Source organism: Roseibium sp. ROS1, from assembly GCF_054658215.1.
Genome location: NZ_BAAGIG010000002.1, coordinates 595,227 through 617,463, shown reverse-complemented (window position 1 = coordinate 617,463; position 22,237 = coordinate 595,227). Strand labels below are relative to the sequence as shown.

The window sequence follows — 22,237 nt, the reverse complement described above, 5'->3', positions numbered from 1 at the left end:
GTTAAAGTTCTTCGGCTAAACAGCTGTCGCATCCGGGTAAGAGGGGATGGCGGTTTCTTGTTCCGTTTGAAGAAAAAGACATCTGAAGCAACACATCCAGGGCTGGAGGCTCCCGAAGCCGGCCGGCGGATCACGGTGTGGATCTACAGCCTTGCAGCGCTCGTGATTTTCCTGTCGACCGCTTCCCTCACCTTCATTGCCCACATGGCCTGGGGCGAAGCTGACAGGCGCGCTCTTGAAGCCGAGCAGATGCGCCTGACCAACACCTTGAAGGACATCCACCGCCAGGTCGCGCGAGACCAGGTGACGATGGCTCAGTGGGACGATACCTTCAACGCCCTTCAGGCCCCTTTGGACCGCGAGTTCATCGAAGACGAACTGATCGGCGACCTTTGGGAAGATTTCAACCTCGACCGGACTTTCGTCGTGATGCCGGACGGGACCTTGATCGCGCAGGCAATCAGGGACGATGTCCTGATTGAAAATCGGCAATTGCCGGCCGAAAATCTTGTTCGGAAGCTTGCCGAACAAACGGCTGCGGCTTTCAGGAAGCGGCAGGACGGTTCCAACTCCGTTTTTGCCGAATGGTACATGCCTCAGTCCGCCTTGCTGGAAACGTCTCAATCCGCCTTTGCCCAGATCGACGGATCCCGAGCATTCCTCAGCGCCATCCCGGTTCTTCCCGATGAAGGTCATGTCCGGCTGGTGGGCGACTATCCGGCAATCCTGGTCAATGCCGTCTACATAGATCAGGAGTGGCTGACCGGACTGAACGAACAACTCGGCTACAGGGATTTCCGGTTTTTCCCCGGTGAACCTGAACGCAAACACCCAACGAATTACCTTGTACAGGCGGCAGACGGGTCCACGTTCGGCTATTTCAAATGGGACCATTCCAAACCGGGTCGCGAAATCTGGATCATGGCCCTGCCGCTGATCGTCCTGTTGGCGTCCATCATCGCAATCGTCGCCTTCGCGCTTGCAACGAAGATCAGCCGTCTGTCGGCATCGCTTGAAGAAAGCGAACGGAAGAACCGCCACTTTGCGCGACACGACGCTCTGACAGGGCTGCCGAACCGGCATCATTTTTCCGACTGCCTCACTTTCTCGCTGGATGGCCTGCCGGATCGTGGATTTGCGATATTTGCCTGTGATCTCGACCGCTTCAAACCGGTGAACGACACATATGGGCATGAAGCCGGCGACCGGGTCATCTGTACTGTCGCCGACAGAATGCGGCTGCTGGTCGGCAAGGATGGTGTCGTCAGCCGGATTGGAGGAGACGAATTCATTGTCCTCTTCACCAAGCATACAGACAGGGACAGGCTTGCAGCACTGGCCGAGGAAATCCGCCGGTCGATTGCCGAGCCGATAGACATTGGTGGAGGTCAACAGGTCGACATCGGTGTCAGCATCGGCATTGCCAGCGCGCCAGAGTCCGGCACGAGCGAGAAAGATCTGATCCGCATGGCCGACATGGCGCTTTACCGGGCGAAGGATAAGGGCCGCAATGCTTATGAATTTGCGGGCCCGCACAGTCTCGAGGCTGCCAAGGCCCGCAAGCAGATGGATCTGCAAGCAATTCCGGCGTCACGCTAGCGGGCACTGCCGAAAGCGGCAAATTACATTGTCATTAATACTATAAAAGGCAGAGTCCTTTGAGGATGCAACTCACGAAAACTCCTGAGTTTTTTAATACTCCCACATCCTGTTAAGGTATTCGTTGATACAATCACTTTACTCTTTAGTGGCAAGAATTCAGAATAACAAACAAAGACCCAATCGGGATCTCAACTTGACCGAGTTTAGGCGTAGATATAGCGACCAGGCCGCGAAAATTCCCCGGCAGCATATTTCCCGGCTGGCGTTTCTGCTTGCCGGATTGCTGATTGCTGTTACGTCCGTTTCGTTGCTGTTCGTCGGTTTCGTTGCCTCTCAAGCTTCCCGGCAGCAGGCCATCGCCAACGAGGAACGTCTGTTCCAGAGCACGCTGGCAGATCACCTTCGCACCATCGTTCGCGAGCAGATCGGCATCGCGTCGTCCGACCAGTCGGTGCTCAAGCTGGTGCGCAATTTCGATCCCGACTACGTTCGAAGCAGCTTCGACACCCTGTGGTCAACCTATCGCCACAGCAAGGTAATGCTGATCTCCGGAAACGGGGACGTTCTGGCTGAATCCTTCGCAGACTATACTCACATCATCCGGCGTCCCGTCTCCGAAACGCCGGAGCTTGAAATTGTTCATGAAAAACTGAAGGCGCTGTATCTGCAAAACCGCGTGCGGGTGCCTGGCGGTTTCGGTCACAAGTCCCTGCAAGGAGCAGATCCCGGGGAATATGCCGTCATGGGTTTTGTCCATATCGACGGCAAACCGGCCATATTCGGCGCGATGCCGATCATTCCGGACGATTATGAAGAGACTTTGCCCGAGGGGCCTCCCACCGTGCTGCTGTCAGCCCATTATGTTGACGCCTACTTGCTCGGTCAGCTCAACGCGCAGCTGAATTTCGCCAATTTCGGCTTTGAGGAAGATGCAGGCGTGCCCGGCAAAGGGCCGCGCCATCTTGTCAAGGATCAGAATGACGACCCGCTCGGAACCTTTCGCTGGGACAGCCAGACCGTCGGCGAATCCATCTGGCCAACCATCGTCCCTGTCATCGTGGTTCTGAGTGTTGCCCTTGGCGCCCTCGCCTTCGGCATTGCCTGGCGGATCGGCCAGCTGACCACATCCCTTCAGGCGAGCGAACACCAGAACAGGTACCTGGCTCTGCACGATACGTTAACGGGGCTCGCTAACCGCCTGCAGTTCAACCGTGTCCTGGAATCCTCGGTCAAAACCCTGCCGGACAAGCCCTTTGCGGTCATTCACTGCGATCTGGACAAGTTCAAGGCGGTGAACGACACCTTCGGACATGCCGCGGGCGATATCGTCATCAAGACCATGGCGGAGCGCCTGAGCAAAGCCGTCGGCAAACCCGGTCTGGTTTGCCGTATCGGCGGCGACGAATTCATGGTGATCTATCGTGGCAGTGTTGTGCGGGAAACCTTGAACACACTTTGCCGGGCCCTTGTTGCTGCCGGCGAATTGCCCGTACCGATCTCAAGTGGCGATATTGCGCAGATCGGCCTTAGTGTCGGCATCGCGATCGCCCCGGAGGACGGAACAACTTCCGAACAACTCGTCACCCGTTCGGACGCCGCGCTATACCAGTCGAAGAAACTCGGCCGGGGCCGGTATTCCTTCTATTCCGATTCACTCGATCTGGAAGTCGGACCAGACGGCGTGTTGACTGACCCTGAAGACGAGCCGCTGCGGCGGGCAGCGTCAGGGCCTGCAGAATGAAACCGCTGCGGGACAAGTTACCCCGCAGCGGCTCCTGACTTTCTGAATTGCCGCCGAACTACCCGCGCAGACACTCGGTCGGTTCACGCATCGTGACGAGTTCTTCAGCAGCGGTCGGATGAACGGCGATCGTCCTGTCGAAGTCGGCCTTGGTCGCGCCCATCTGCAAGGTGATGCCGAGGATCTGAGCCAGTTCGCCGGCGTCCGGTCCCATGATGTGGACACCGAGTACTTTCTGCGTGTCTGCATCGACGATCATTTTCATGAGCATCTTTTCATCTCGGCCCGACAAGGTGTGCTTCATCGGACGGAAGCTGGACTTGTAGATATCCAGATTGGGCGTCCGCTGCAGTGCTTCTTCCTGTGTGAGACCGACCGTGCCCATTTCCGGCTGCGAGAACACGGCAGTGGCAATCAGGCTGTGGTCGACCGTCCAGGGCTTGTTGCCGAAGACCGTGTCTGCAAAGGCATGGCCTTCCCGGATTGCAACCGGCGTCAGGTTGGCCCGGTTGGTGACGTCGCCAACGGCATAGATGGATGCCACATTGGTGCGGGAATCCGCTCCAACCTTGATCGCACCCGCCGCATCCATCTCGACACCGGCCTTCTCAAGACCGAGGTCACGGGTATGCGGGTTGCGGCCGATGGCGAACATGATCTGACCTGCTTCCAACGCAAGCCCACCCTTGGTGTGGCCTGTCAGAGTGCCGTCTGCCGCCTTCTCGATCCTGGAGAACGTGTCGTTGAGCACCACCTTGATGCCCTTCTTCTCCATTTCCTGGCGAACCGCGGTCCGAAGCTCACCGTCGAAGCCGCGCAGAATTTCCTCTCCGCGATAGATCAGCGTCGTATCGACCCCCAGCCCGTTGAAGATACCGGCAAACTCGACCGCGATGTAACCACCACCGGCAACCACGATCTTGCTCGGCAGTTCGGCAAGGTGAAAGGCTTCGTTCGAGGTGATCACATGCTCGCCACCCGGCAGACCTTCGTCCACGTTCGGAGACGCGCCGACGGCCACGAGAATATATTTCGCGCTCAAGGTCTGTCCGGTGGACAGCAGGCGGACTGTATGGGCATCTTCGATCACCGCGCGGCTGTCGTGGACTTCCACGTCGGTCCGCTCGAGATTGCGCCGGTAGATCCCTTCGAGGCGCGTGATCTCCTGATCCTTTGCCGCAACAAGCTTGTCCCACGAGAAGGCGCGTTCGCCGACCGTCCAGCCAAAGCCTTCCGCATCTTCGAACTCTTCGGAAAACTTCGAGGCGTAGACAAACAGCTTCTTGGGCACACAGCCGCGAATGACGCAGGTACCGCCGTAACGGTACTCCTCGGCGATACCGACCCGGGCGCCGTGTGTCGCGGCAATTCTGGCAGCGCGTACGCCGCCGGAGCCGCCGCCAATAACAAAGAGATCGTAATCGTAGTCGGTCATCAGTGCCTCATCGTGATCAAAAGTCCGCCGGCTGCCGTCCGGCAGAGCCTTGCCAGCCCCGCAGATAGGCAACCGAAGCTGCGGTACAAGTCCGGATGCCCGGTCGGGCCAGGCCATCAGGGACAGCCAAAACGGGCCATTTCCAAAAGAATTGGGCCGCTTGCGCGGCCCGAAAGCCGGACATGACCCCGGCCTCACTTATTCGTGTGAAAGGCGTGTTCCCTGCCATCGGCATGGCCGACGCGGGAGCCCTGCCCTTACTGAGCTGCGTTCAGCTTGGCCAGTTCTTCCTGAACCATGGTCACCATTTCGGTGGAAACCTTGTCCTGCCATTCACGGGCAGCACCAACGGAATACTGCGTGATGGTCGGGATCTTTTCGGTCAGCTTCTGGCCGAGTTCGGTGCTGTAGAATTCAGCAAGCTGGTTCAGCTCTTCTTCGGTGAAGGCGTCTGCCCAGGCCTTATAAACCAGATTGTTGAGCTCGGTCCGCTTCGGCGCCAGCGTCAGCGCGACATTCTGAACGACTTCGGCGATTTCTTCCGCACGGGTCGGGTCGGACTGAATGAAAGCCGTCCGGGTCTGTTCAGCAAGGATCGGAAGAATATCGTCAAACGGCTCCAGAACCTTGGTCACAACGGCAACCTGCTTGGCTGCGGCAAGGTGGCTTTCAGAAACGGCATCCTGTGCGGCTGCGCCCGAGGCGACAAAACCAGCGGCCATCATGGCTGCGCCCAATACAGCTGCCCGCGGGAAAGATTTGATAAGCTTCATTTTTCTACTCCTAGGCGGCTTTCATCTTTAGTCTGGAAAGCCAAATCCACACCACTTAGATGGGCAAGACGGTCTTTACCCCATCTGTGCCGGCCACGTAAGCTTTTGTTGCAAGTTCAATGAAGAGGCCGTGTTCGACAACCCCCGGGATGGCAACCAGCCGGTCGCCCAGGGTCTGGACCTCGGGTATGCTTTCAAGCTGCGCATCCAGGATGAAGTGACCTCCATCCGTGACGAAAGGCTGAGCCGATCCGCCGCGCAAAGCCATGTTCAACGGCAGTCCAAGATCCCCAAACACTTTCAGGATCGCGCGCCGCGTTGCTTCCAGACCGAAGGGAACGACTTCGATCGGCAGGGGAAAGCGGCCAAGCGTCGCAACTTCCTTGCTGCCGTCTGCAATGACGATCATGTTGGCCGACGCTGATGCCACGATCTTCTCGCGCAGCAAGGCTCCTCCACCGCCCTTGATGAGCGACAGATGGGGGTCCAGTTCATCGGCGCCATCGACGGTCAGATCAAGTTCCGGCAATTCATCAAGCGTGGTCAGGCGAATGCCGAGGCTCGACGCCAGTTCTCGCGTGCGCTCCGAAGTCGGCACACCGATAACGTCCAGGCCATCCTGTACCCGACGGGCAAGTGCATGGACGAAGAATTCCGCGGTCGAACCGGTCCCAATTCCAAGACGCATTCCGGATGTGACATCGTCGGCAGCGCGCTCCGCCGCCAGTTTCTTGTACTGGTCGCTCATTTACCATTCCTAGGGCCAACCTGTCGGCGGAGAAGACCAAGCAATCATCTCCATCCGGCCGCCGGGTGCTTAACATGGCCGGCGTCCGCCGGTCCAGTGACATTCCCCCTCTTCAACGGGGAAACACCGCCATAGCGCCCATATCCGCGGTTTATTAACCATCATTTCAGACCAACAATAGATAATGCTTTCAATTGTCTAGGGTTTGGAAAGCACAGAATCAAATGAACATTCTTCGACTTAGACCAAGGCAGAAAGACGAATACAATAATTTAAACAACAAGATACCTGCCCCTGAGGAAACTGACAATACTTCCGGAAACCAGCCGGAAGCGCAGCTGGCGGCCAGCCAGATGAGCTTCGTACTGGACAGCCTGGAAGACGATCTGCAAGTCGCGGCCAAGACCATCAACGCCGCGGCGGAGAAGGTGCAGGACCGGCTCGTCAGTCAGATGGACAAGCTGGAGACCATCCGCAGCGACAGTCAGTCGCTTGCGGACCAATCGGCCGTTGCCAATGAGAACGCTTCGGGACTGGCCACGTCCATTCAGGATCTCACCACCTCCAGCAGCGAAATCGGACAGCAGGTCGGTGTGTCCAACCAGTTGGCGCAAGAGGCCCGCGACGTCGCGGCCCAGGTCAACCAGGGTGTTCTGGAGCTCAAGAACGCGATCGATGACATTGCCAATGTCGTCAGCCTGATTTCGGACATTGCCAAGCAAACCAACCTGCTGGCCCTGAACGCCACCATCGAGGCTGCCCGCGCAGGCGAAGCCGGCCGTGGCTTTTCCGTTGTCGCGAGCGAGGTGAAGGCGTTGTCGGTGGAAACGCAGTCGGCAACGGAACAGATCGTCGCCAACATCGACCGCCTCAACCAGTCAGCGGAACTCAGCCTCGGCTCGGTCAACCAGATCATCGATGTTATCGGCAGGATACGGCCCAGCTTTGCCGCGGTCGAAGATGCGGTTCAGACCCAGGTTGAGACAACGAACCGGATCGGTGACCAGGCGCAGCAGACGGCGGACTTCGTTCAGGAAGTGCTGCGCACCGCGCAGACAATTACGGAGTCTGCTGCGGCAGCAGAAGAAGGTGGCATGCTGGCGCGCGAAACCGGTGCGGAAATGAGCACGGCTTCCAAAGCGCTGCAGTTCCGCTTCACCATGATGATCCGGCAGACCGAAATCGGCGATCGTCGTCAGCACGACCGATTGCCGATCAAGATTTCCGGATCGGTGACAGCAGGCGGAACATCCGCACAGATCGAGACCCACGACATTTCGGAAGGCGGCACGCTGTTCCGGCCCGAAGGTGGCTCCAGCCTGAAACAGGGCATGAATGCCCGTCTTGATCTCACCGGGATCGGCCAGGTGGAAGTCCGCATCGTCGCCGTCTCCGAACATGGTTGCCACGGTTGCTTCGTCAACAAGGATGCCGGGTTTCAGGCGGCCCTGGAGCGCAAGATCGCATCCATTCATGAAAGCCACGCTGCCGAAGTGGAACGCGTCCAGACAGGGGCTTCACGTATATCCAACGCGATGGAAGAACTCATCGCGCAGCGTCAGCTGACCATGGACGACCTGTTCGATACCAATTACCAGCACATAGCCGGCACCAACCCGCCGCAGGTGTCGACGCGCGCGTTGGCTCATCTGGAAAAGATCCTGCCAACGATCCAGGAAGAAATCCTCGGCAAATGCAAGGGTATGGCCTTTTGCGCCTCGGTCGATCGCAATGGCTATCTGCCGGTACACAATCTGATCTACTCGAAACCGCAAAAACCGGATGATGTTGCCTGGAACACGGCCAACTGCCGCAACAAGCGCATCTTCGATGACCGGGCCGGCCTCAGCGCGGCGCGCAACACGCGCCCCTTCCTGATCCAGTCCTATGCCCGGGACATGGGCGGCGGCAATATCGTCTGGATGAAGGAGATCGACGCGCCGATCATCGTTCAGGGCCGTCACTGGGGCGGCTTCCGGACCGCGTACAAACTCTAGAACAATCCGGCGGAGCCGATCCGCTCTTGCGGCGGAGCGGCTATGCAGCTAGGCATTGAAGGTGGCCTGCGTTCGGGTGAATGCAGGCCTTTTCCACATTCCGGGGCCGGTTCAACTGCCCGCAATCATGCCTTTCAGCATGAAGCGTTCTTGCTGTCCCGCTCCTGCATTTCAGAGGGTCACATGTCCGTTCTGGTTTTCGATCTGGATGGCACGCTGGTGTCGTCCATGGAAGATCTCGTCGCCACCTTGAACGTCGTCATGACCTCCGCAGGGCATTCGGCCATTCCCCAGGACAACGTCGCCAACATGGTTGGCCTGGGTGCAAAGGTGCTGATTCAGCGCGGCCTGGAATTCAACGGCATTTCCTGGACCGATGAAACCGTGGCGCCGCTCTATGTGCATTTTCTGGAGCATTATGCCGCCAACATCGCGGTTCACACCAAACCGTTCGACGGCGTTGTCGCGGCGCTGGAAAACTTCCGAAAAGACGGATGGAAACTGGCGGTCTGCACCAACAAGGCCGAGCGGCTGACGCATCCGCTGTTGGCTACACTCGATCTCGCCAGGCATTTCGACGCCGTCGTCGGCGGCGATACGTTTTCCGTGGCAAAGCCGCATGCCGAACCCGTGCATGGTGCCATCCACCGGGCGGGTGGAGAAATCGGCGGTTCCATCATGATCGGTGACAGCGGCACCGACATCGATGCCGCCCGTAACGCCGGCATTCCGGTCATCGCGGTCGATTTCGGCTACACGGTCGTGCCGGTCCGGGAACTTTCCCCGGACCGGGTCATTTCGCATTTCGACGAGCTGGCTGGTGCAATCGCTTCGCTCAAGTCCTGAGGCTGGTCCTGTCAGACATCAGAATGTCCTGATGGCATCGCCCAGGGTTTCACGGATTTCTTCCCGGCGCACGGATAGTGCCGCAATTTCCGTATCGACATCCTCGATCCGGGTTTCGCTTTCCTCCAGCTTGCGGGCGGCACGCTTGTAGAGATCGGCACCCGGCTCAAGAGCCGCCAGGTTGGCCCGGTGGCGTTCCTGGTCCCGGCTCTCCTCATCCTTTTCCAGCCGCAAGCGCTGGATCTGGCGCTCGATCTGGGCGATCTCGTTCTGCAGCTCCGACAGTTCCTTCAGCTTTGCAGCGGTTTCCTTGTCCGGCGAGCGCCTGGAGAGATAAAGCAGCTGGTTCGCATCGGTGGAGATCAGTGAATAGGTCTCCGACAAGGTCCGCTCCTGCAGGGCGGAAACCGTTTCCGTTGTTCCCGCTGGCACTTCCACCTTCAAACGGTGGTGCGTTGCGGTGCTGTCCAATTCCTGCTCGGAGGAAAACTGCCACCCGGGACGTTTGGCATGCTCGATGACGATCGTGCGGTCACCGTCCGGGGCTCCCTTGATCGCGTATTGCGTCGAGGATCGCTCGCGCACCATCGCGTTCAGAACCCCGTCATTGACCTTGATCGAGACGATCTGGCTGTCGGCAGATGTTGACTGTGCAATCCTGACCTTCTTGTCGGTCGCAAAGCTTGCCATGCGGCTTTCGCCCGAAGGCATGCCGCTGATCTGCGCGTCGCCGACATACCCTTCCTTTTCGTCATAAACCGTCAGGATGCCCTGCGGCAGACTGGTTTCGGTCTCGTTCTTTATCAGGATTGCAGCAATGGGATGCTGCAGGCCGCTTTCAGGCTGGAATACGGAAACCGTCTCGGCGGACACGACCTTGTCGACGATCGGTGCCGACAGGGTTTCCCCGCTTTCAAGGTCGACAGGCCATGGAATTGTGAAGGACGCGGTGACCGCGCCTTCGCTCACCTCGCCGACATTGGCGGCGGCCATGTTGAGAACCATTTCCGGCGCAACCGCCGAGCCAATGAAGCTGGAACGCGCCGCGCCCGGCATGCGGGCCTCGCTCTCGGCAACATCAAACTGCGGTTCCGCCCCCATGTCGACAGGAGGCACGTAGCCGCTGGACACATCCACCGGCACTTCCTGCCGTTGCTTCCAGTAAAGATCGTGGAGCCGCTGTTTCAGCGTTACCGGTGCGCCGGAGGACAGGGTTATCCTGACATCGTCCCAGTCCTCGCCGCTGGCGTTTTCAAGCACGGCCCAGGCCTGCAGCCGGGCCTTGTCATCGGCCATCGTCACCACGCGGTAAGCCGTCTTCCAGATGGGCGCCGGCACGACATAGGAAACCGCGACTTCGCGTTCGCCCTCGCCTGCCACTTTCAAGGCAACGGTTCGCGCGCCGTCCGATTTGCCGTTGCCAACGGCCGACAAGGCCTTGGCAACCTTCTGCTGAATGTCTTCATCGAGAAACGTGACTTCGGTATCTGCGGACAGGCCGACACCGGTGATACGACCATCACTGAGAACCGAAATGACAAAGGACTGCCCCCTGTCGCCGTCATCCTGCACCGACACGCCGAGAACGAGACCCTCGACCGTAGACCCGGCCTTTTCCAGACGCACGCGGGTTCCCTGCAGTTTTGCCAGAAGGCGTGCGGGCGACTGCAGGTCCTCAACGGTGAACGGCAGGTTCTTGAAGGTTTCCGCCAGAGGGTTCGGGCCGGGAAGAGTAATGCCCTCGACAACGCCTGCCTCGTCGAACACGACAATGCTCTTCAGCACATCGTTCACCTGTTCGAGCGGGACCGTCATGTTGATAAGGCCGCTGCTGTCAATATCCGCCTTGCGCACCACTTCGGCGAGACCACCCGAAGACAGCGTGATGCTGGTAATGGGCCCATTGTCGGCGCCAAACGCCCCGGCAGGCAGGAAAAGACCCACGAGCGCGAGAGAAGAAACGCGTGCAATCATTTAAAAACACTCCAAAAAACAGTCAGCGGAAACGATCGTCTGCTTTAAATACGGCCTTTTCGCGAAGACTGATAACGGCTCCTGACATAATCTGTCACGCGATACGACACCCTTTCGGATCCGACCGCTCGATGAATACCTCACCAAACGGAAGACCGCGCCGACAGGAAACCGCCCCATATTACGGCACCCCCGATTTTCCAGACATTGCCGATCAGACGACAAATATTTTCGCCCGGGACAGCGGGTCACCTTTTTCCGTGGCATCAGTACAAAAAGCAATTGGCTAGAACCGATGAGCCCCAGCAACAGACGTCGGCTCCAGAAAAAGGGTGTTGCGCAAGCCGTTGATTTGCCCTAGATACGCGCCACCAGCCGCCAAGGCATGGGCGATTAGCTCAGCGGGAGAGCACTCCCTTCACACGGGAGGGGTCACTGGTTCAATCCCAGTATCGCCCACCATTTTCCTTTGATTACCTCCAGATCCGGTTGCCGCAATTTTCACTACTTTGCCGTGATCCGATTCACCACAATTGCAACTCTTGCCAGAAATCTGGGCAAATTTTCCTGAAAACCAGCCCTGCAAAAGGTGAGCGTGTATATTGGTCAGATCCGTTCCGTTGAGCGGATCCTGATGATCGGGCGTACCGGAAGTGATCCGGTTTCGTGTTGCCCGCCAGCAAAGCCCTGGCTCCGGCACTGGGCATGGATGACATGTTTCGCTCCGCGACCAAAAAAGCTGCGGCACTTTTCCTGTTGTTTGCGGTCCTTGCGCCCGCAACAGTCGCTCGCGCGCAGTCCTCGCAAAACGTCCAACTGCCGTCTGCCCCCCTGCTCACTGACGAGCAACAGCGACTCAATCAATCGCTTCTGCAGCAGCAGATGTTGATTCTGGAGCTTGAGCGACAACGACTGGCACAGGAAAGGCGTGAACTGGAAGAAGCGCAGCGCGTTCAGCAATTGCGCGAAGAAAGAGTTCGCCTTTTGCAACTGGAAAGACAACGCCGGCTGGGCCTGCCGCAAAACAGGTCCTACTATCAGCGCCAGCAATACCAGCGCGAAGACTACCGGCCGCAGCGGGGGCAACCGCAACAATACCAACGCCAGCAATTCCAGTCACAGCAGTTCCGCCGGCAGTAAGCTCTTTCAAGTAAGAAATTCAGGTTCAATCCCCAAGGTAATCCGGACAGTTTGGCTTGTCGGCCTGCCTTTGAGACCCCTTCCTGCTATTGTTCTTCAAGTGATTCCCGAAGAGCAGATAGAAGATGGCCACGCAAACCGCTCCAAATCCTTTACGCGAAAAGCTCGTCAAGGGGCTGTCCTATCACCAGTCCGGAGAGATTGAAAAAGCGCAGCGGTGCTACAAGTTGGTATTGAAAAAGGCGCCGACCAATCCGGATGCGCTCAATCTGCTAGGCGTGACCTATAGGCAATTGGGATCTCCCAAAAAGGCCGTTGAATACATCCAGAAGGCGATTGCCCAGAACCCGAACCAGGCGTCGTTCTATGCCAACCTCGCCCGAGCGATGATGGACATCGGAACGGATTCGGAAAGCATGCTCGCCGTTTCGGAAAAAGCTCTGTCGCTCAACCCGAAGGAGCGCGAGGCACTCAACATCAAGGCCATCGCGCTGACCGGACTGCAACGGGTTGAAGAAGCGGAGGCGATCTTCAAGAGCCTGCTTGTCTCCAATCCGAACCACGGCGAAGTTTATACGAACTATGGCCTGCTTCTGCGCAAGAACAACCGTTTCGAGGAAGCGCTTACCTTCTTCAAACGCGCGGAAATACTCGCACCGGACAACGTCGAGAACTGCATCGAACAGGCCCGTTGCCGCCTTGAACTGAAACAGTTCGACGCATCGCTCGAGGCGATCGACAAGGCCCTGGAGCGCTTCAAGGACAACCCGCTCCTGCTCCATGAAAAGGCCCGCGTCCTGTTCTCGATCTCCAGGGCACACGAGGGCTTGAAATACGCTGAAGAGGCCGTCAGAGGCACGCCGGGCAACTATCACTGCAAGGTCACGCTCGGGGTTCACTACCTGATGCTCGGGCGCGGACAGGACAGTATCGACATTCTGCAGAAGGCAAAGGAAGAAGCGCCTGGCGGCGTGATTTCCGGCCTCGACTGGAACCTGTCGCTCGCCTATCTGTCGATGGGCAACCTCGAAACGGGTTGGGACATTCACGCCGCCCGCTTTGAAGACAAGAAAGCAACCTCCCAACGACGGGAGTTTCCAAAGCCGGAATGGGAAGGCGAGGATATCTCGGACAAGACGGTGCTGCTTTGGGGCGACCAGGGGCTTGGTGACGCGCTCAAGTGCGGCACGATGTTTCTCGATATCCAGGCGCGAGCGAAAAAGCTCATTCTCGAAGTGTCGGCTAAGTCCGTTCCCTTCTTCCAGAATTCGTTTCCGGAGATCCTTGTCAGGCCCGGCACACCAAAGGACGACCAGTCCCCGGAGGATGCGGATTACGACATAACGGCCAACATGGTCGATCTAGCGCGCTATTTCCGGCGGGATTTCGAGAGCTTCAAGAACGCCCCCTACCCGGTTTACAAATTCAACCAGGAAAAGGCCCGCGAATATCTCGGCAGGCTGCCGGACGCCGACAAGAAACCGATTATCGGCGTCTCCTGGCGCTCACGGAACCTGGAAAAATACCGCGCGCGCTATTACTTGTCCGCGCCTGATTTTGCGCCGATCCTTGATGCTGAAGACGCGATCTACGTCAATCTTCAGTACATGGCCCTGCAAAAGGAGCTCGACTTCCTGGTGGCCCGCTCGGAAGGAAAGTTCACCTATTTCCCGGACGTCGATCTCTTCAACGACCTGATGGCGGCCGCTGACCTGACCGCCATTTGCGATGTTGTGGTTTCGGCAAACACCAGTGTTGCAGACATGGCGGGCATTCTTGGCGTTCCCTGCGTGCGCTTCGGCCCGGTGGAACCCGCCCTGTTGCTCGGCCAGGCCAATCCTCCCTGGTATCCAAGCATGAAGTACATCTACATCGACGAGACGCATCCGACGGTGGAGATGGTACCGCAGGTCATTCAGGTCATGCGTGAAGAACTGGCAGCCGGTTATCCTGGCAAACGGAACGAACGGCTGGGCCTGTAGAAAGCTTTGCAGGCGCTGCCAGTGAACCTGCGGCAAAGCAGTGCGAACAATTGTTGAACTGACCGCCCCGCCTTAGCGAGCCTTTCTGGCAATCGCAACAAGCGTATCGGTCGCGTCGATCTTGCGGAGCGCGGCCTCGTACGCCGACCTGAGTTCCGGTGTTTCCAATGCGGACAGGCTTGACTTGTGGCCACCGGGCTTGCCGTTGGCAAGCCAGCCGAGATGGTTGGAAAGCGGATACCGCTGCACCCCTTCAATCACAACATCCGCAAAGCCGGCAGCGACAAGCAGGCGCCTCAGGCTTTCGCGGGTGTGGAGAATAAGGTGCTGGCTCCAGAGGGTGAAATTCTTGAAAGCTTCGTTCTGAAGATTGGACAGCAGGAAATCGGAAGCATGCGGAACCTCGACAACGAGTGTTCCGGTGTCCGTCAGCAGTGCGCGCAAGTCTCGCAAGGTTGAAAGCGGATCGGGAAGATGCTCCAGCACATGAAAGGCAAAGACCGCATCCTGCGATGACGGAGAGATCTGGTTTGGATTGTCCACGCAGCGATAGCCATCGGCAACCAGCGCCTCGATGTAGCCCCTGTGCAGCTCGATCCCCGTGACATCGGCACCACGACTGGCTGCCTCTCTCAGGAAAAGCCCCTTCCAGCATCCAAACTCGGTGACCGTCTTGCCTGTATAAAACTGCTTGTAGGCATCCAGACGCCGGTACTGATCCTGCTGGTATTCATAGTCCCAGTCGATGCGCTTGTAGAAGTCATCCTTGCGGTGTTCAGCGCCTTCGTAGGTCTCGTCACCAACATAGTAATCATTGATATAGACAACACCTGAAACCGTGTCGCGATAGACGGTCAACCCCTCCTTGTCGCGGGTCCGGGGTGCAAAAACACTCTGGGTTTCAAGGGACGCAAGGCCGAGCTGCTGCAGCGTATCGAACACCGAAACGTTCTTTTGCAGTGGGTCTACGGCCATATTTCACCTTCTCAGTCGCAAGGTGCCCGGGGAGCGAAGACGTTTGCAAATTGCACGTATCGCGATCCCCGAACCCAAATTCTTCCATGTCACCACCTGGAGTGATGACGGTCCTGTCAGTTGGCAATCATGCCCCGTGCAATCAGCAGCTCGGAGACTTCATTCAGCACACCGGCACCGCCGGCACTTTCCAGAACCACCGTTGCCGTTGCCTTCACTTCAGCAGGCGCATTGCGCGGCGCGATGCTCAGACCGCAAGCCTTCATGCAGTCGAGATCCGCAATGTCTGCGCCGATATAGGCAATCTCCGACCACTCCAGCCCCTTTTTGGTGCGCCAGTCCGAAAGGGTTTCCATCTTGTCGAACAGATGATGCTTGTAATCCATGGCAAGCTTGCGGGCGCGCTGGACAGCGAGACTGTCCTCTTCCCGATCCAGCATCAGCAACATCATGCCGCGGCCAAGCAGACGGTCGAGACCGATTTCATCATACCGGTTGCAGACGATTGACTCCGTGCCGTCTCGATTGACGAAAACCGTATTGTCCGTGTGCACACCGGCAAAGGCGGTCACAACCGCCCGCAAGGGCTGGGTCTCAGTCTCGGTCAGGAAGCCGGTGAAGGGTTCTGACCGGATGAAAGCCTCGGCCATGTCCCAGTCCTGCGAAGTATCGATCTCGATCCAGGTCGAATCCACCGGAACCAGGATCGTCTTTCCGCAGTAACGGTTGCCCGCTTCCAGGAATTCGGGAACACGCATGGCGTAGACGGCACCGTTTTCCCTGTATCTTGCAGAGATATCCTGCCGGCGAACGCGTTGTTTGCTCGGATCATGGTTGAGACCGACGCCTTCGCCGCTGGGGCCGACTTCCCAGTAGAAGCCATGGTCATCGACCACCGAGATCGCGCTGGTCGCATTCTTGGCCAGCAGCGCTTCCACAACATGGTCAACATGATGCGCCTGCGTGAAAGGGGCCGTGCACTGCAGGAAAACCAGAATGTCCGGCGGTTCGCTGACAAGGCTTGGCTCGTTCTGCAGAAGATGGATCAACGCGGATTCCGAGCTCGCGGTCGGTCCGGAAAGTTCGGTCGGGCGCAAAACGGATTTTGCTCCGTATTTCTCACCGACTGTCAGAATTTCCGCTGAATCGCTCGAAACGAATACTTCGGACACGAAACGCGACCCGCGTGCAGCACGCACGGTCCGGCCGACAAGCGGAATGCCGTTCAAGGGCCGGATGTTTTTGCCCGGAAGACCGACGGAACCGCCTCTGGCAGGAATGGCCGCTACTATTTTCATTTTCTGCTCAACCACCTCGGGGAAGCTGGAGTCACTCTGGTTTGCGCGCGAACACGGTTACGAAAGATCCCCAGAACGCCGGCGACACATCCGCGTCGGCCCGTACCATGCTGTCGAACGTTTCGCGCGTGGCAAAACGCGTTCCGAAATAGGGATATTCGACCATTTCGATGCGGAATCCCGTGTCACGCAGCAGCCTGACAAGAGAATCGTCAGAGAACAGGCTCACATGAGTTGGGTCATGCAGCAACCGGAAACGATCACCGTAGACCCGGGCGGCCGCTGAAGCGAAATTCGGCGTGCCACAAATGAAGTCACCACCCGGTTTCAGGATCTCGAAGATGGTTTCAACAAAGGGGATCGGGTCGTCGACATGCTCGATGACATGGTTGGCGGTCACCACATCGAACGTGCTTGAAGGAAACGTCCCCTTCTCCAGAACACCGTGCCGAAGCTCGGCCGAACACCATTGGCGAGCGACCTCTACCGCCTTCTCGGAAGGATCCAGGCCGAAACACTCGTTCTTGCCCGTGAGCTGCTCAAGCAGTTCGCCAAGGCCGAAGCCGATATCAAGCACTCGTCCCGGCGACCGTGCGTTGACGTAGTCCGCGATATAGCGAACATCTTCCTTGCGCTGATCACGCTCGGCTTCAATGTCCCTGACCTTGCCGTCCGGATCCGTCTTTGCTTCCCAATAGTCCTGCGGGAGCGGCCGCGCTGGATAAGCCACATAATAGCTCTCCCCCCGGATAAGATTCAGGCAGCGGTCAATGATGGACATAAATGGCTCTTGAACAAAAAAAGAGCCGACCGGTTCCGGTCAGCCCACCAATACCTCAATTGTCTCACGCCGCCTGCAGCGTGACTTTCCGGCGAAGCTTTTCCGCAATCGGCTTCTCGTCTTCATAGAAGCGCAGAACCCCGTCACCCCGGACCACTTCCACCCGGCGCACCTGCGAAACCAGCTCAGCGACTTCCGGCATTTCAAGCGACGCCTTCTGGTCGGACCCCCAGTCCGAGCGATCCAGCGTGACATGCCGTTCAATGGAACACGCCCCAAGAGCGGCGGCACAGACGCTTGGCAGGATACCTTCTTCGTGACCGGAAAAACCGATCTTCAGATGAGGGAAAGCGTCCTTCAGGGTCGAAATGCCGAGCAGATTGATCTCGTCATCGCGCGTCGGATAGGTGGACGTGCAGTGGTACAGGCAGGCGATCTCGCCGCCGGAGCGCTCGATCACGTCAACGAAGCTCTTCACCATAGCCATGTCGCTCATGCCGGTGGAAACCAGCAAGGGCCGGCCACTGCGAGCGCAATACTCCAGGAAATCCCGATCGGTCACCATCGCGGAAGCGACCTTGATATAGGGCGTGTCGTAGTCCAGCAGGAAATCGACGGAGCCTTCGTCCCATGGCGAGGCAAACCAGTCGATGCCCAGTTCCTTCGACAGCTTGTCGATGCGGTCGTAGTCGGCCTTGCCGAATTCCAGACCGCGCTTCAGATCACCGTTCGTCGCGCCGAAGACGTTTTCACGGGGACGCGCCAGCTCTTCAGCGGAATAGACGACGTCGATCGTACGCTTTTGAAACTTGACTGCGTCGCACCCGGCCTCCTTCGACTTGCGGATCATTTCGAGGGCCTGGTCGATATCGCCATTATGGTTGATACCGATTTCGGCAATCACATAGGTTCGACTGTCGGAGATCATGGCTCAGTACCTTGATGTTTGGCCTGCAGCGTTCAAGTGGCCCTGCTGACTTGCCATTTTTAAGACAGATTCTTGCCACTGCAGGCAATGTCTGTCCACCCGCGAACCCCATATTAGGGTGTATCGACCCTGCTTTCTTTGGAAAACCCAAAATAGATCATTAATAAAGCCGCGGGGGCACGTGTTAAACACGCGCCCCCGGCCAAAGATCTAAGCATTAATAACAGATTAAGCCGTTGCCGACTCAGCCGACAAACGCACGCTCGACAACGAACTCTGCCGGCTTGTTGTTTGCACCTTCGGTGAGGCCTGCTTCTTCCAGAAGCGCCTTGGTGTCCTTCAACATGTCCATGGAACCGCAGATCATGCCGCGGTCAACGGCGGGATCGAGCGGCGGTACGCCGAGGTCTTCAAACAGTTTGCCGGACTTGATCAGATCGGTGATACGGCCCTGACGCGGAAAGTCTTCACGAGTCACGGAGGTGTAGTGGACCAGCTTGTCCTTTGCGAACTCACCGATCAGCGGATCGTTGATGGTTTCCTGCACAAGGTCCTCGCCGTATTTCAGCTCCGAAACTTCACGGCAGGTATGGGTCAGGATCACCTGGTCGAATTTTTCGTAGGTGTCCGGGTCACGGATCAGGCTCGCAAACGGTGCGATGCCGGTTCCGGTGGAGAACATGTAGACGCGCTTGCCGGGGATGAGCGCATCGTTCACCAGCGTGCCGGTCGGCTTCTTCTTCATCAGCACGGCATCACCCGGCTGGATCTTCTGAAGATGAGACGTCAGCGGGCCGTCCGGAACCTTGATGGAGAAGAACTCGAGCTCTTCGTCCCATGCCGGGCTGGCGATGGAATAAGCGCGATAGAGCGGCTTGCCGTCGATCATCAGACCGATCATCACGAATTCCCCGGACCGGAAGCGGAAGCTCGCCGGGCGTGTCATGCGAAAGCGGAACAGGCGGTCCGTGTAATGCTGGACGGATTTCACTTCCTCGACGAAAGCGCCAGCCGGGGCGGCAGCTTCGAGGTCGGCGGGTTTGGCAAGTACGTTCATGTCAATCTTGGTCCGTTTGTCAGCGCTCGTATTAGATTGTGCCTCATGTAGCATTAGTCCAGCCTTGACTTGAAGCAACTGCTATCCACTAAACGCACTTAGTTCAAAAAAATCATTCTAAAAATGTTCAAGATTCCGGCCTGCAGGCGTTCGCAGGCCTTTCCTGACAGGCCATCCGGCGATGCCGGACGGCCACGCCACCCGCATTACACGTCAGCGTCTTTCTTCAATTGTCGTCACGGTTTCCCGAAAGAAATCGAGCTTTCCGTTGTCTTCGTGGCTGAGGATATAGGTGATGCTTTCGCATTCGCAGTTCCTGACAGGATAGAAGAACCTTTGCTCGAAACGGGTCAGGAACCATCCCTGCCCCAATGCCTGGGAGGCGAGAGCGAAAATATGTGTTCCCTTCGGAAAAACGTCCTGTGCAAGGCGCTGCAGGACACCAGCCATTTCCTCCAGCCCGGAGGCCACCTGCCAGGCAACGTCGGTTTCATCGCGGTAGTGGTCGATACGGAAGTCCAGTTGTTCCGACAGTTCGCCGAAGAGTTCCGGTGACCCTTTTTCAAACAGATCAAGCACACGATGAATGGCGATCGGTTCGGTTCGAGGCAGCGGAAAGGTTTCTGACGGAGACAGGGGTATTGCGGAATTCATTCGGGAGTTCCTTCGGTATGGCGTTGCAATTGACCGCCCGAGTTGTGCCCTCAGCTTGTTTCGCAGTACACTCCTATGGTTTCTATCGTTAATATAGGCAATTCCTATGCTTGAAGTGACCCCGCTTCGCTATTTCGTCAGCGCCTTCGAATTGGGAACGATCAGCGCGGCAGCGACGGGACACGGCATTTCCCAACCGTCCTTGTCCCAGGCCTTGCAGAAACTTGAAGACGCAATTGGAACGTCGCTGTTTGTCCGTTCCCGCACCGGGTTACGCCCGACACCGGCTGGTCGCGATTTGTATCACCATGCCCAGTCTATCCTGCGGGCTGTCGGAGAGGCCGAGAACCGCTTCCTGAAAGAACCCCCGCTTCGCCTGAGCCTCTATACGGCGCCCGATATTCTGCTTCCCGCGTTTCAGGGGGCGTTCCATGCCCTGCGCACCACTTATCCGACACTGGAGATGCGTTTCGAGCAGGCAGCGGCGGACGCGGAACTTTCTCTGGTCGACAAGGCCTGCTCCCCCAAGAGCCACAAGTACCGGGAACTCTACAGCGAGCCTTATGTACTTGCCGTTGCAAGGTCTCATCCGCTGGCCGGGCGCAACAGGATTTCCATGAACGACCTTCAGTCCGTTTCCCTGATCTCCCGCAGGTATTGCCCGAATTATGATGCCCTGCTGGCTGAATTCGCCCTGGCGGGCCTGCCGTTGAACGTTTCAGCTGAAGCGGTCAACGATCAGCAGGTACTGGAATTGGCCGGATTGGGCTTTGGCGCTGCCATCCTTCCTGCCGGCCATTTGAAGATGAAGGATACTTTGACTGGCGTTCCGCTCGACCATGAAGGCCTGGAGCGGCGCAGCGTCGGCATCGCGGTGAAAAAGACAGCATTTGCCGATGAAATGTTCCGCACCTGGATGACGGGCTGGGCAACGTTGCTAATTCGTTTGTGACATTTACGAGAATATCAGGTCTGTAAGCGTTTTTTATTTGACAGATAAATACAAACTGCAAAACTTGCTGAAAGCCAAAGACAAATGGCAATAATACCTTCCATAGAGGCACAGTAAATGTCCGGACGCGCGCACGATGAATCAGGCCAGAAGATAGCATTCGTGCTCATGGAGCGATTTTCCATGAACGCTTTCGCCAGCGTTATCGAACCTGTCAGAATAGCAAATCGCCTTTTGGGAAGAGAGTACTACCAATGGACAACTTATTCGCTTGACGGGAATCCCGTCACGGCGAGCAACGGCTGCGAAGTCGCGGTCAAAAAATCTATTCGCGACCTGCACGATGCCGACATTACACTTTTGTGCACCGGCATCGACGTCGAGCGCCTGCCGCTGGACACGGAACTCGGTAACAAGCTGCGCCGTCTGAACGCAATGGGCCGCACCTTTGGCGCCATCTGCACCGGTGCCTATCTGCTTGCCCGGTATCATCTTCTCGACGGTCGCCGCTGCACCATCCATTGGGAAAACCTGAGATCCCTGCGGGAAGAATTTCCGGATGTCGAAGTAACGTCCGATATCTTTGCGATCGACCGCAACTGCATCACCTGTGCCGGCGGCATGGCGTCGCTCGACATGATGCTGCGCCTGATCGCGATCCAGCATGGTGCCTATCTTGCCCATGAAGTTGCCGAAGTCGCGCTCTACCAGAACATGCGCTCCGGCGAATCTGCGCAGCGCCATGACATCGAGGCCCGGACCGGCATTTCGAATGCCAAGATCCTCGACGCGATCCGGATCATGGATTTGCATATCGAAGACCCGCTGAGCTGCCAGCAACTTGCGATGACGGTCAACCTGTCGCCGCGCCAGTTGGAGCGCCTGTTCCGGCGTCATTTCAACTGCACGCCCGGCCAGTACTACTTGCGCCTGCGTCTTGAAACCGCGCGCGACCTGTTGCGCCGGACCAGCCGCCCGGTGCTGGATGTCGCTTTGGCCTGCGGCTTTGCCTCCACCTCGCATTTCACCAAATGCTACCGCGAGCGCTTCTTGTGCACACCGACGGAGGAACGTCAGTCCTACCAGTGGGCCAACACCAAGACGACATCCGGGGTCGGCACCGCCACCCCCATGCGGCTGATTGCCAAGTAAGACGCGGCCTGAAAAACCAGTTCTCGAACGCCGCGGTCTTCGCGGCGTTTTTTTGTAGCCCGCCATGGTCAACCATGACGTAGAGTAGCGAAGATCCGTGATCGGTGAGCCGAGATCTGGAGAAGCAAGCCGAAGAAGACAGCGAACACAACGTTGCCTCTGTCCCGGCTCGCGCTTCGCTTGGCTGGAATGACATTGGAAA

General features: G+C 57.7%; 18 protein-coding genes and 1 tRNA gene. 9 read left to right on the top strand and 10 right to left on the bottom strand.

Annotated elements, in window-relative coordinates; genetic code table 11:
- Positions 1-57 precede the first annotated feature (57 nt).
- Together ACYQ6M_RS11050 and ACYQ6M_RS11045 are read left to right on the top strand one after the other, a co-directional pair.
- Entirely contained in the window at positions 58-1,599 is a 1,542-nt protein-coding gene (locus tag ACYQ6M_RS11050) for a diguanylate cyclase domain-containing protein (protein WP_460073792.1), read from the top strand.
- A 196-nt stretch (positions 1,600-1,795) separates the two neighbouring features.
- On the top strand, positions 1,796-3,343 hold the full coding sequence (locus ACYQ6M_RS11045) for a sensor domain-containing diguanylate cyclase (RefSeq protein WP_460073791.1): 1,548 nt from the start codon (positions 1,796-1,798) through the stop codon (positions 3,341-3,343).
- Positions 3,344-3,401: 58 nt separating this feature from the next.
- Here ACYQ6M_RS11045 and gor read toward each other — a convergent pair whose 3' ends face one another.
- From gor to rpiA, 3 genes are all read right to left on the bottom strand, one after another.
- Positions 3,402-4,778 (bottom strand): glutathione-disulfide reductase, encoded by a 1,377-nt coding sequence (gene gor, locus ACYQ6M_RS11040; protein ID WP_168687119.1) that lies wholly within the window; start codon positions 4,776-4,778, stop codon positions 3,402-3,404.
- Positions 4,779-5,035: 257 nt separating this feature from the next.
- On the bottom strand, positions 5,036-5,551 hold the full coding sequence (locus ACYQ6M_RS11035) for a DUF2059 domain-containing protein (protein ID WP_031270696.1): 516 nt from the start codon (positions 5,549-5,551) through the stop codon (positions 5,036-5,038).
- 55 nt (positions 5,552-5,606) lie between these two features.
- The gene (gene rpiA / locus ACYQ6M_RS11030; protein WP_023003895.1) at positions 5,607-6,299 is read right to left on the bottom strand and encodes a ribose-5-phosphate isomerase RpiA; all 693 of its coding nucleotides are present in this window, start codon (positions 6,297-6,299) and stop codon (positions 5,607-5,609) included.
- Positions 6,300-6,652: 353 nt separating this feature from the next.
- Here rpiA and ACYQ6M_RS11025 point away from each other — a divergent pair, with 353 nt between their 5' ends.
- Positions 6,653-8,296, top strand: coding sequence for a methyl-accepting chemotaxis protein (locus ACYQ6M_RS11025; RefSeq protein ID WP_460073790.1), 1,644 nt, complete (start codon positions 6,653-6,655; stop codon positions 8,294-8,296).
- Positions 8,297-8,479: 183 nt separating this feature from the next.
- On the top strand, positions 8,480-9,142 hold the full coding sequence (locus ACYQ6M_RS11020; protein ID WP_460073789.1) for an HAD hydrolase-like protein: 663 nt from the start codon (positions 8,480-8,482) through the stop codon (positions 9,140-9,142).
- Positions 9,143-9,160: 18 nt separating this feature from the next.
- On the opposite strand, the gene ACYQ6M_RS11015 is transcribed toward ACYQ6M_RS11020, so the two are convergent.
- On the bottom strand, positions 9,161-11,116 hold the full coding sequence (locus ACYQ6M_RS11015; protein ID WP_062489093.1) for a DUF4139 domain-containing protein: 1,956 nt from the start codon (positions 11,114-11,116) through the stop codon (positions 9,161-9,163).
- 387 nt (positions 11,117-11,503) lie between these two features.
- On the opposite strand from ACYQ6M_RS11015, the gene ACYQ6M_RS11010 reads away from it, so the two are divergent.
- The 3 genes from ACYQ6M_RS11010 to ACYQ6M_RS11000 all read left to right on the top strand — a co-directional run bounded on the left by ACYQ6M_RS11010 (position 11,504) and on the right by ACYQ6M_RS11000 (position 14,238).
- Positions 11,504-11,578: transfer RNA gene (locus ACYQ6M_RS11010), tRNA-Val, on the top strand.
- A 243-nt stretch (positions 11,579-11,821) separates the two neighbouring features.
- Positions 11,822-12,256: a hypothetical protein gene (locus ACYQ6M_RS11005; RefSeq protein WP_460073788.1), complete on the top strand. Its 435-nt coding sequence runs from the start codon at positions 11,822-11,824 to the stop codon at positions 12,254-12,256.
- Between the two features lie 125 nt (positions 12,257-12,381).
- On the top strand, positions 12,382-14,238 hold the full coding sequence (locus tag ACYQ6M_RS11000; RefSeq protein ID WP_460073786.1) for a tetratricopeptide repeat protein: 1,857 nt from the start codon (positions 12,382-12,384) through the stop codon (positions 14,236-14,238).
- A 72-nt stretch (positions 14,239-14,310) separates the two neighbouring features.
- Here the strand turns inward: ACYQ6M_RS11000 and ACYQ6M_RS10995 are convergent, their stop codons facing one another.
- The 6 genes from ACYQ6M_RS10995 to ACYQ6M_RS10970 all read right to left on the bottom strand — a co-directional run bounded on the left by ACYQ6M_RS10995 (position 14,311) and on the right by ACYQ6M_RS10970 (position 19,931).
- A complete protein-coding gene (locus tag ACYQ6M_RS10995) occupies positions 14,311-15,213 on the bottom strand; it encodes a class I SAM-dependent methyltransferase (protein ID WP_460073784.1) in 903 nt (300 codons plus the stop codon).
- A 116-nt stretch (positions 15,214-15,329) separates the two neighbouring features.
- Positions 15,330-16,511, bottom strand: a complete 1,182-nt coding sequence (locus tag ACYQ6M_RS10990) for an acylneuraminate cytidylyltransferase (protein ID WP_055653552.1) — start codon at positions 16,509-16,511, stop codon at positions 15,330-15,332.
- Between the two features lie 31 nt (positions 16,512-16,542).
- Positions 16,543-17,292 carry a class I SAM-dependent methyltransferase gene (locus ACYQ6M_RS10985; protein WP_460073782.1) on the bottom strand — a complete coding sequence of 250 codons (750 nt, stop codon included), beginning with the start codon at positions 17,290-17,292 and terminating at the stop codon, positions 16,543-16,545.
- Positions 17,293-17,356: 64 nt separating this feature from the next.
- On the bottom strand, positions 17,357-18,220 hold the full coding sequence (locus ACYQ6M_RS10980; protein ID WP_023003886.1) for an N-acetylneuraminate synthase family protein: 864 nt from the start codon (positions 18,218-18,220) through the stop codon (positions 17,357-17,359).
- A gap of 244 nt (positions 18,221-18,464) precedes the next feature.
- Positions 18,465-19,277: a ferredoxin--NADP reductase gene (locus ACYQ6M_RS10975; protein WP_023003885.1), complete on the bottom strand. Its 813-nt coding sequence runs from the start codon at positions 19,275-19,277 to the stop codon at positions 18,465-18,467.
- 213 nt (positions 19,278-19,490) lie between these two features.
- On the bottom strand, positions 19,491-19,931 hold the full coding sequence (locus ACYQ6M_RS10970; RefSeq protein WP_460073779.1) for a hypothetical protein: 441 nt from the start codon (positions 19,929-19,931) through the stop codon (positions 19,491-19,493).
- A gap of 106 nt (positions 19,932-20,037) precedes the next feature.
- Here ACYQ6M_RS10970 and ACYQ6M_RS10965 point away from each other — a divergent pair, with 106 nt between their 5' ends.
- Together ACYQ6M_RS10965 and ACYQ6M_RS10960 are read left to right on the top strand one after the other, a co-directional pair.
- Positions 20,038-20,883, top strand: a complete 846-nt coding sequence (locus ACYQ6M_RS10965; protein WP_460073777.1) for a LysR family transcriptional regulator — start codon at positions 20,038-20,040, stop codon at positions 20,881-20,883.
- 117 nt (positions 20,884-21,000) lie between these two features.
- On the top strand, positions 21,001-22,035 hold the full coding sequence (locus ACYQ6M_RS10960) for a GlxA family transcriptional regulator (RefSeq protein ID WP_023003882.1): 1,035 nt from the start codon (positions 21,001-21,003) through the stop codon (positions 22,033-22,035).
- Positions 22,036-22,237: the final 202 nt, after the last annotated feature.

Bases quoted from the DNA above. Each gene is read 5' to 3' on its own strand.
- ACYQ6M_RS10995 (WP_460073784.1), bottom strand. From the start codon at position 15,213: ATGGCCGTAGACCCACTGCAAAAGAACGTTTCGGTGTTCGATACGCTG.
- rpiA (WP_023003895.1), bottom strand. From the start codon at position 6,299: ATGAGCGACCAGTACAAGAAACTGGCGGCGGAGCGCGCTGCCGACGAT.
- ACYQ6M_RS11015 (WP_062489093.1), bottom strand. From the start codon at position 11,116: ATGATTGCACGCGTTTCTTCTCTCGCGCTCGTGGGTCTTTTCCTGCCT.
- ACYQ6M_RS10965 (WP_460073777.1), top strand. From the start codon at position 20,038: ATGCTTGAAGTGACCCCGCTTCGCTATTTCGTCAGCGCCTTCGAATTG.
- ACYQ6M_RS11025 (WP_460073790.1), top strand. From the start codon at position 6,653: ATGAGCTTCGTACTGGACAGCCTGGAAGACGATCTGCAAGTCGCGGCC.
- ACYQ6M_RS10960 (WP_023003882.1), top strand. From the start codon at position 21,001: ATGTCCGGACGCGCGCACGATGAATCAGGCCAGAAGATAGCATTCGTG.
- ACYQ6M_RS10980 (WP_023003886.1), bottom strand. From the start codon at position 18,220: ATGATCTCCGACAGTCGAACCTATGTGATTGCCGAAATCGGTATCAAC.
- ACYQ6M_RS10990 (WP_055653552.1), bottom strand. From the start codon at position 16,511: ATGAAAATAGTAGCGGCCATTCCTGCCAGAGGCGGTTCCGTCGGTCTT.
- ACYQ6M_RS10975 (WP_023003885.1), bottom strand. From the start codon at position 19,277: ATGAACGTACTTGCCAAACCCGCCGACCTCGAAGCTGCCGCCCCGGCT.
- ACYQ6M_RS10970 (WP_460073779.1), bottom strand. From the start codon at position 19,931: ATGAATTCCGCAATACCCCTGTCTCCGTCAGAAACCTTTCCGCTGCCT.
- ACYQ6M_RS11000 (WP_460073786.1), top strand. From the start codon at position 12,382: ATGGCCACGCAAACCGCTCCAAATCCTTTACGCGAAAAGCTCGTCAAG.
- gor (WP_168687119.1), bottom strand. From the start codon at position 4,778: ATGACCGACTACGATTACGATCTCTTTGTTATTGGCGGCGGCTCCGGC.
- ACYQ6M_RS11035 (WP_031270696.1), bottom strand. From the start codon at position 5,551: ATGAAGCTTATCAAATCTTTCCCGCGGGCAGCTGTATTGGGCGCAGCC.
- ACYQ6M_RS11020 (WP_460073789.1), top strand. From the start codon at position 8,480: ATGTCCGTTCTGGTTTTCGATCTGGATGGCACGCTGGTGTCGTCCATG.
- ACYQ6M_RS10985 (WP_460073782.1), bottom strand. From the start codon at position 17,292: ATGTCCATCATTGACCGCTGCCTGAATCTTATCCGGGGGGAGAGCTAT.
- ACYQ6M_RS11005 (WP_460073788.1), top strand. From the start codon at position 11,822: ATGGATGACATGTTTCGCTCCGCGACCAAAAAAGCTGCGGCACTTTTC.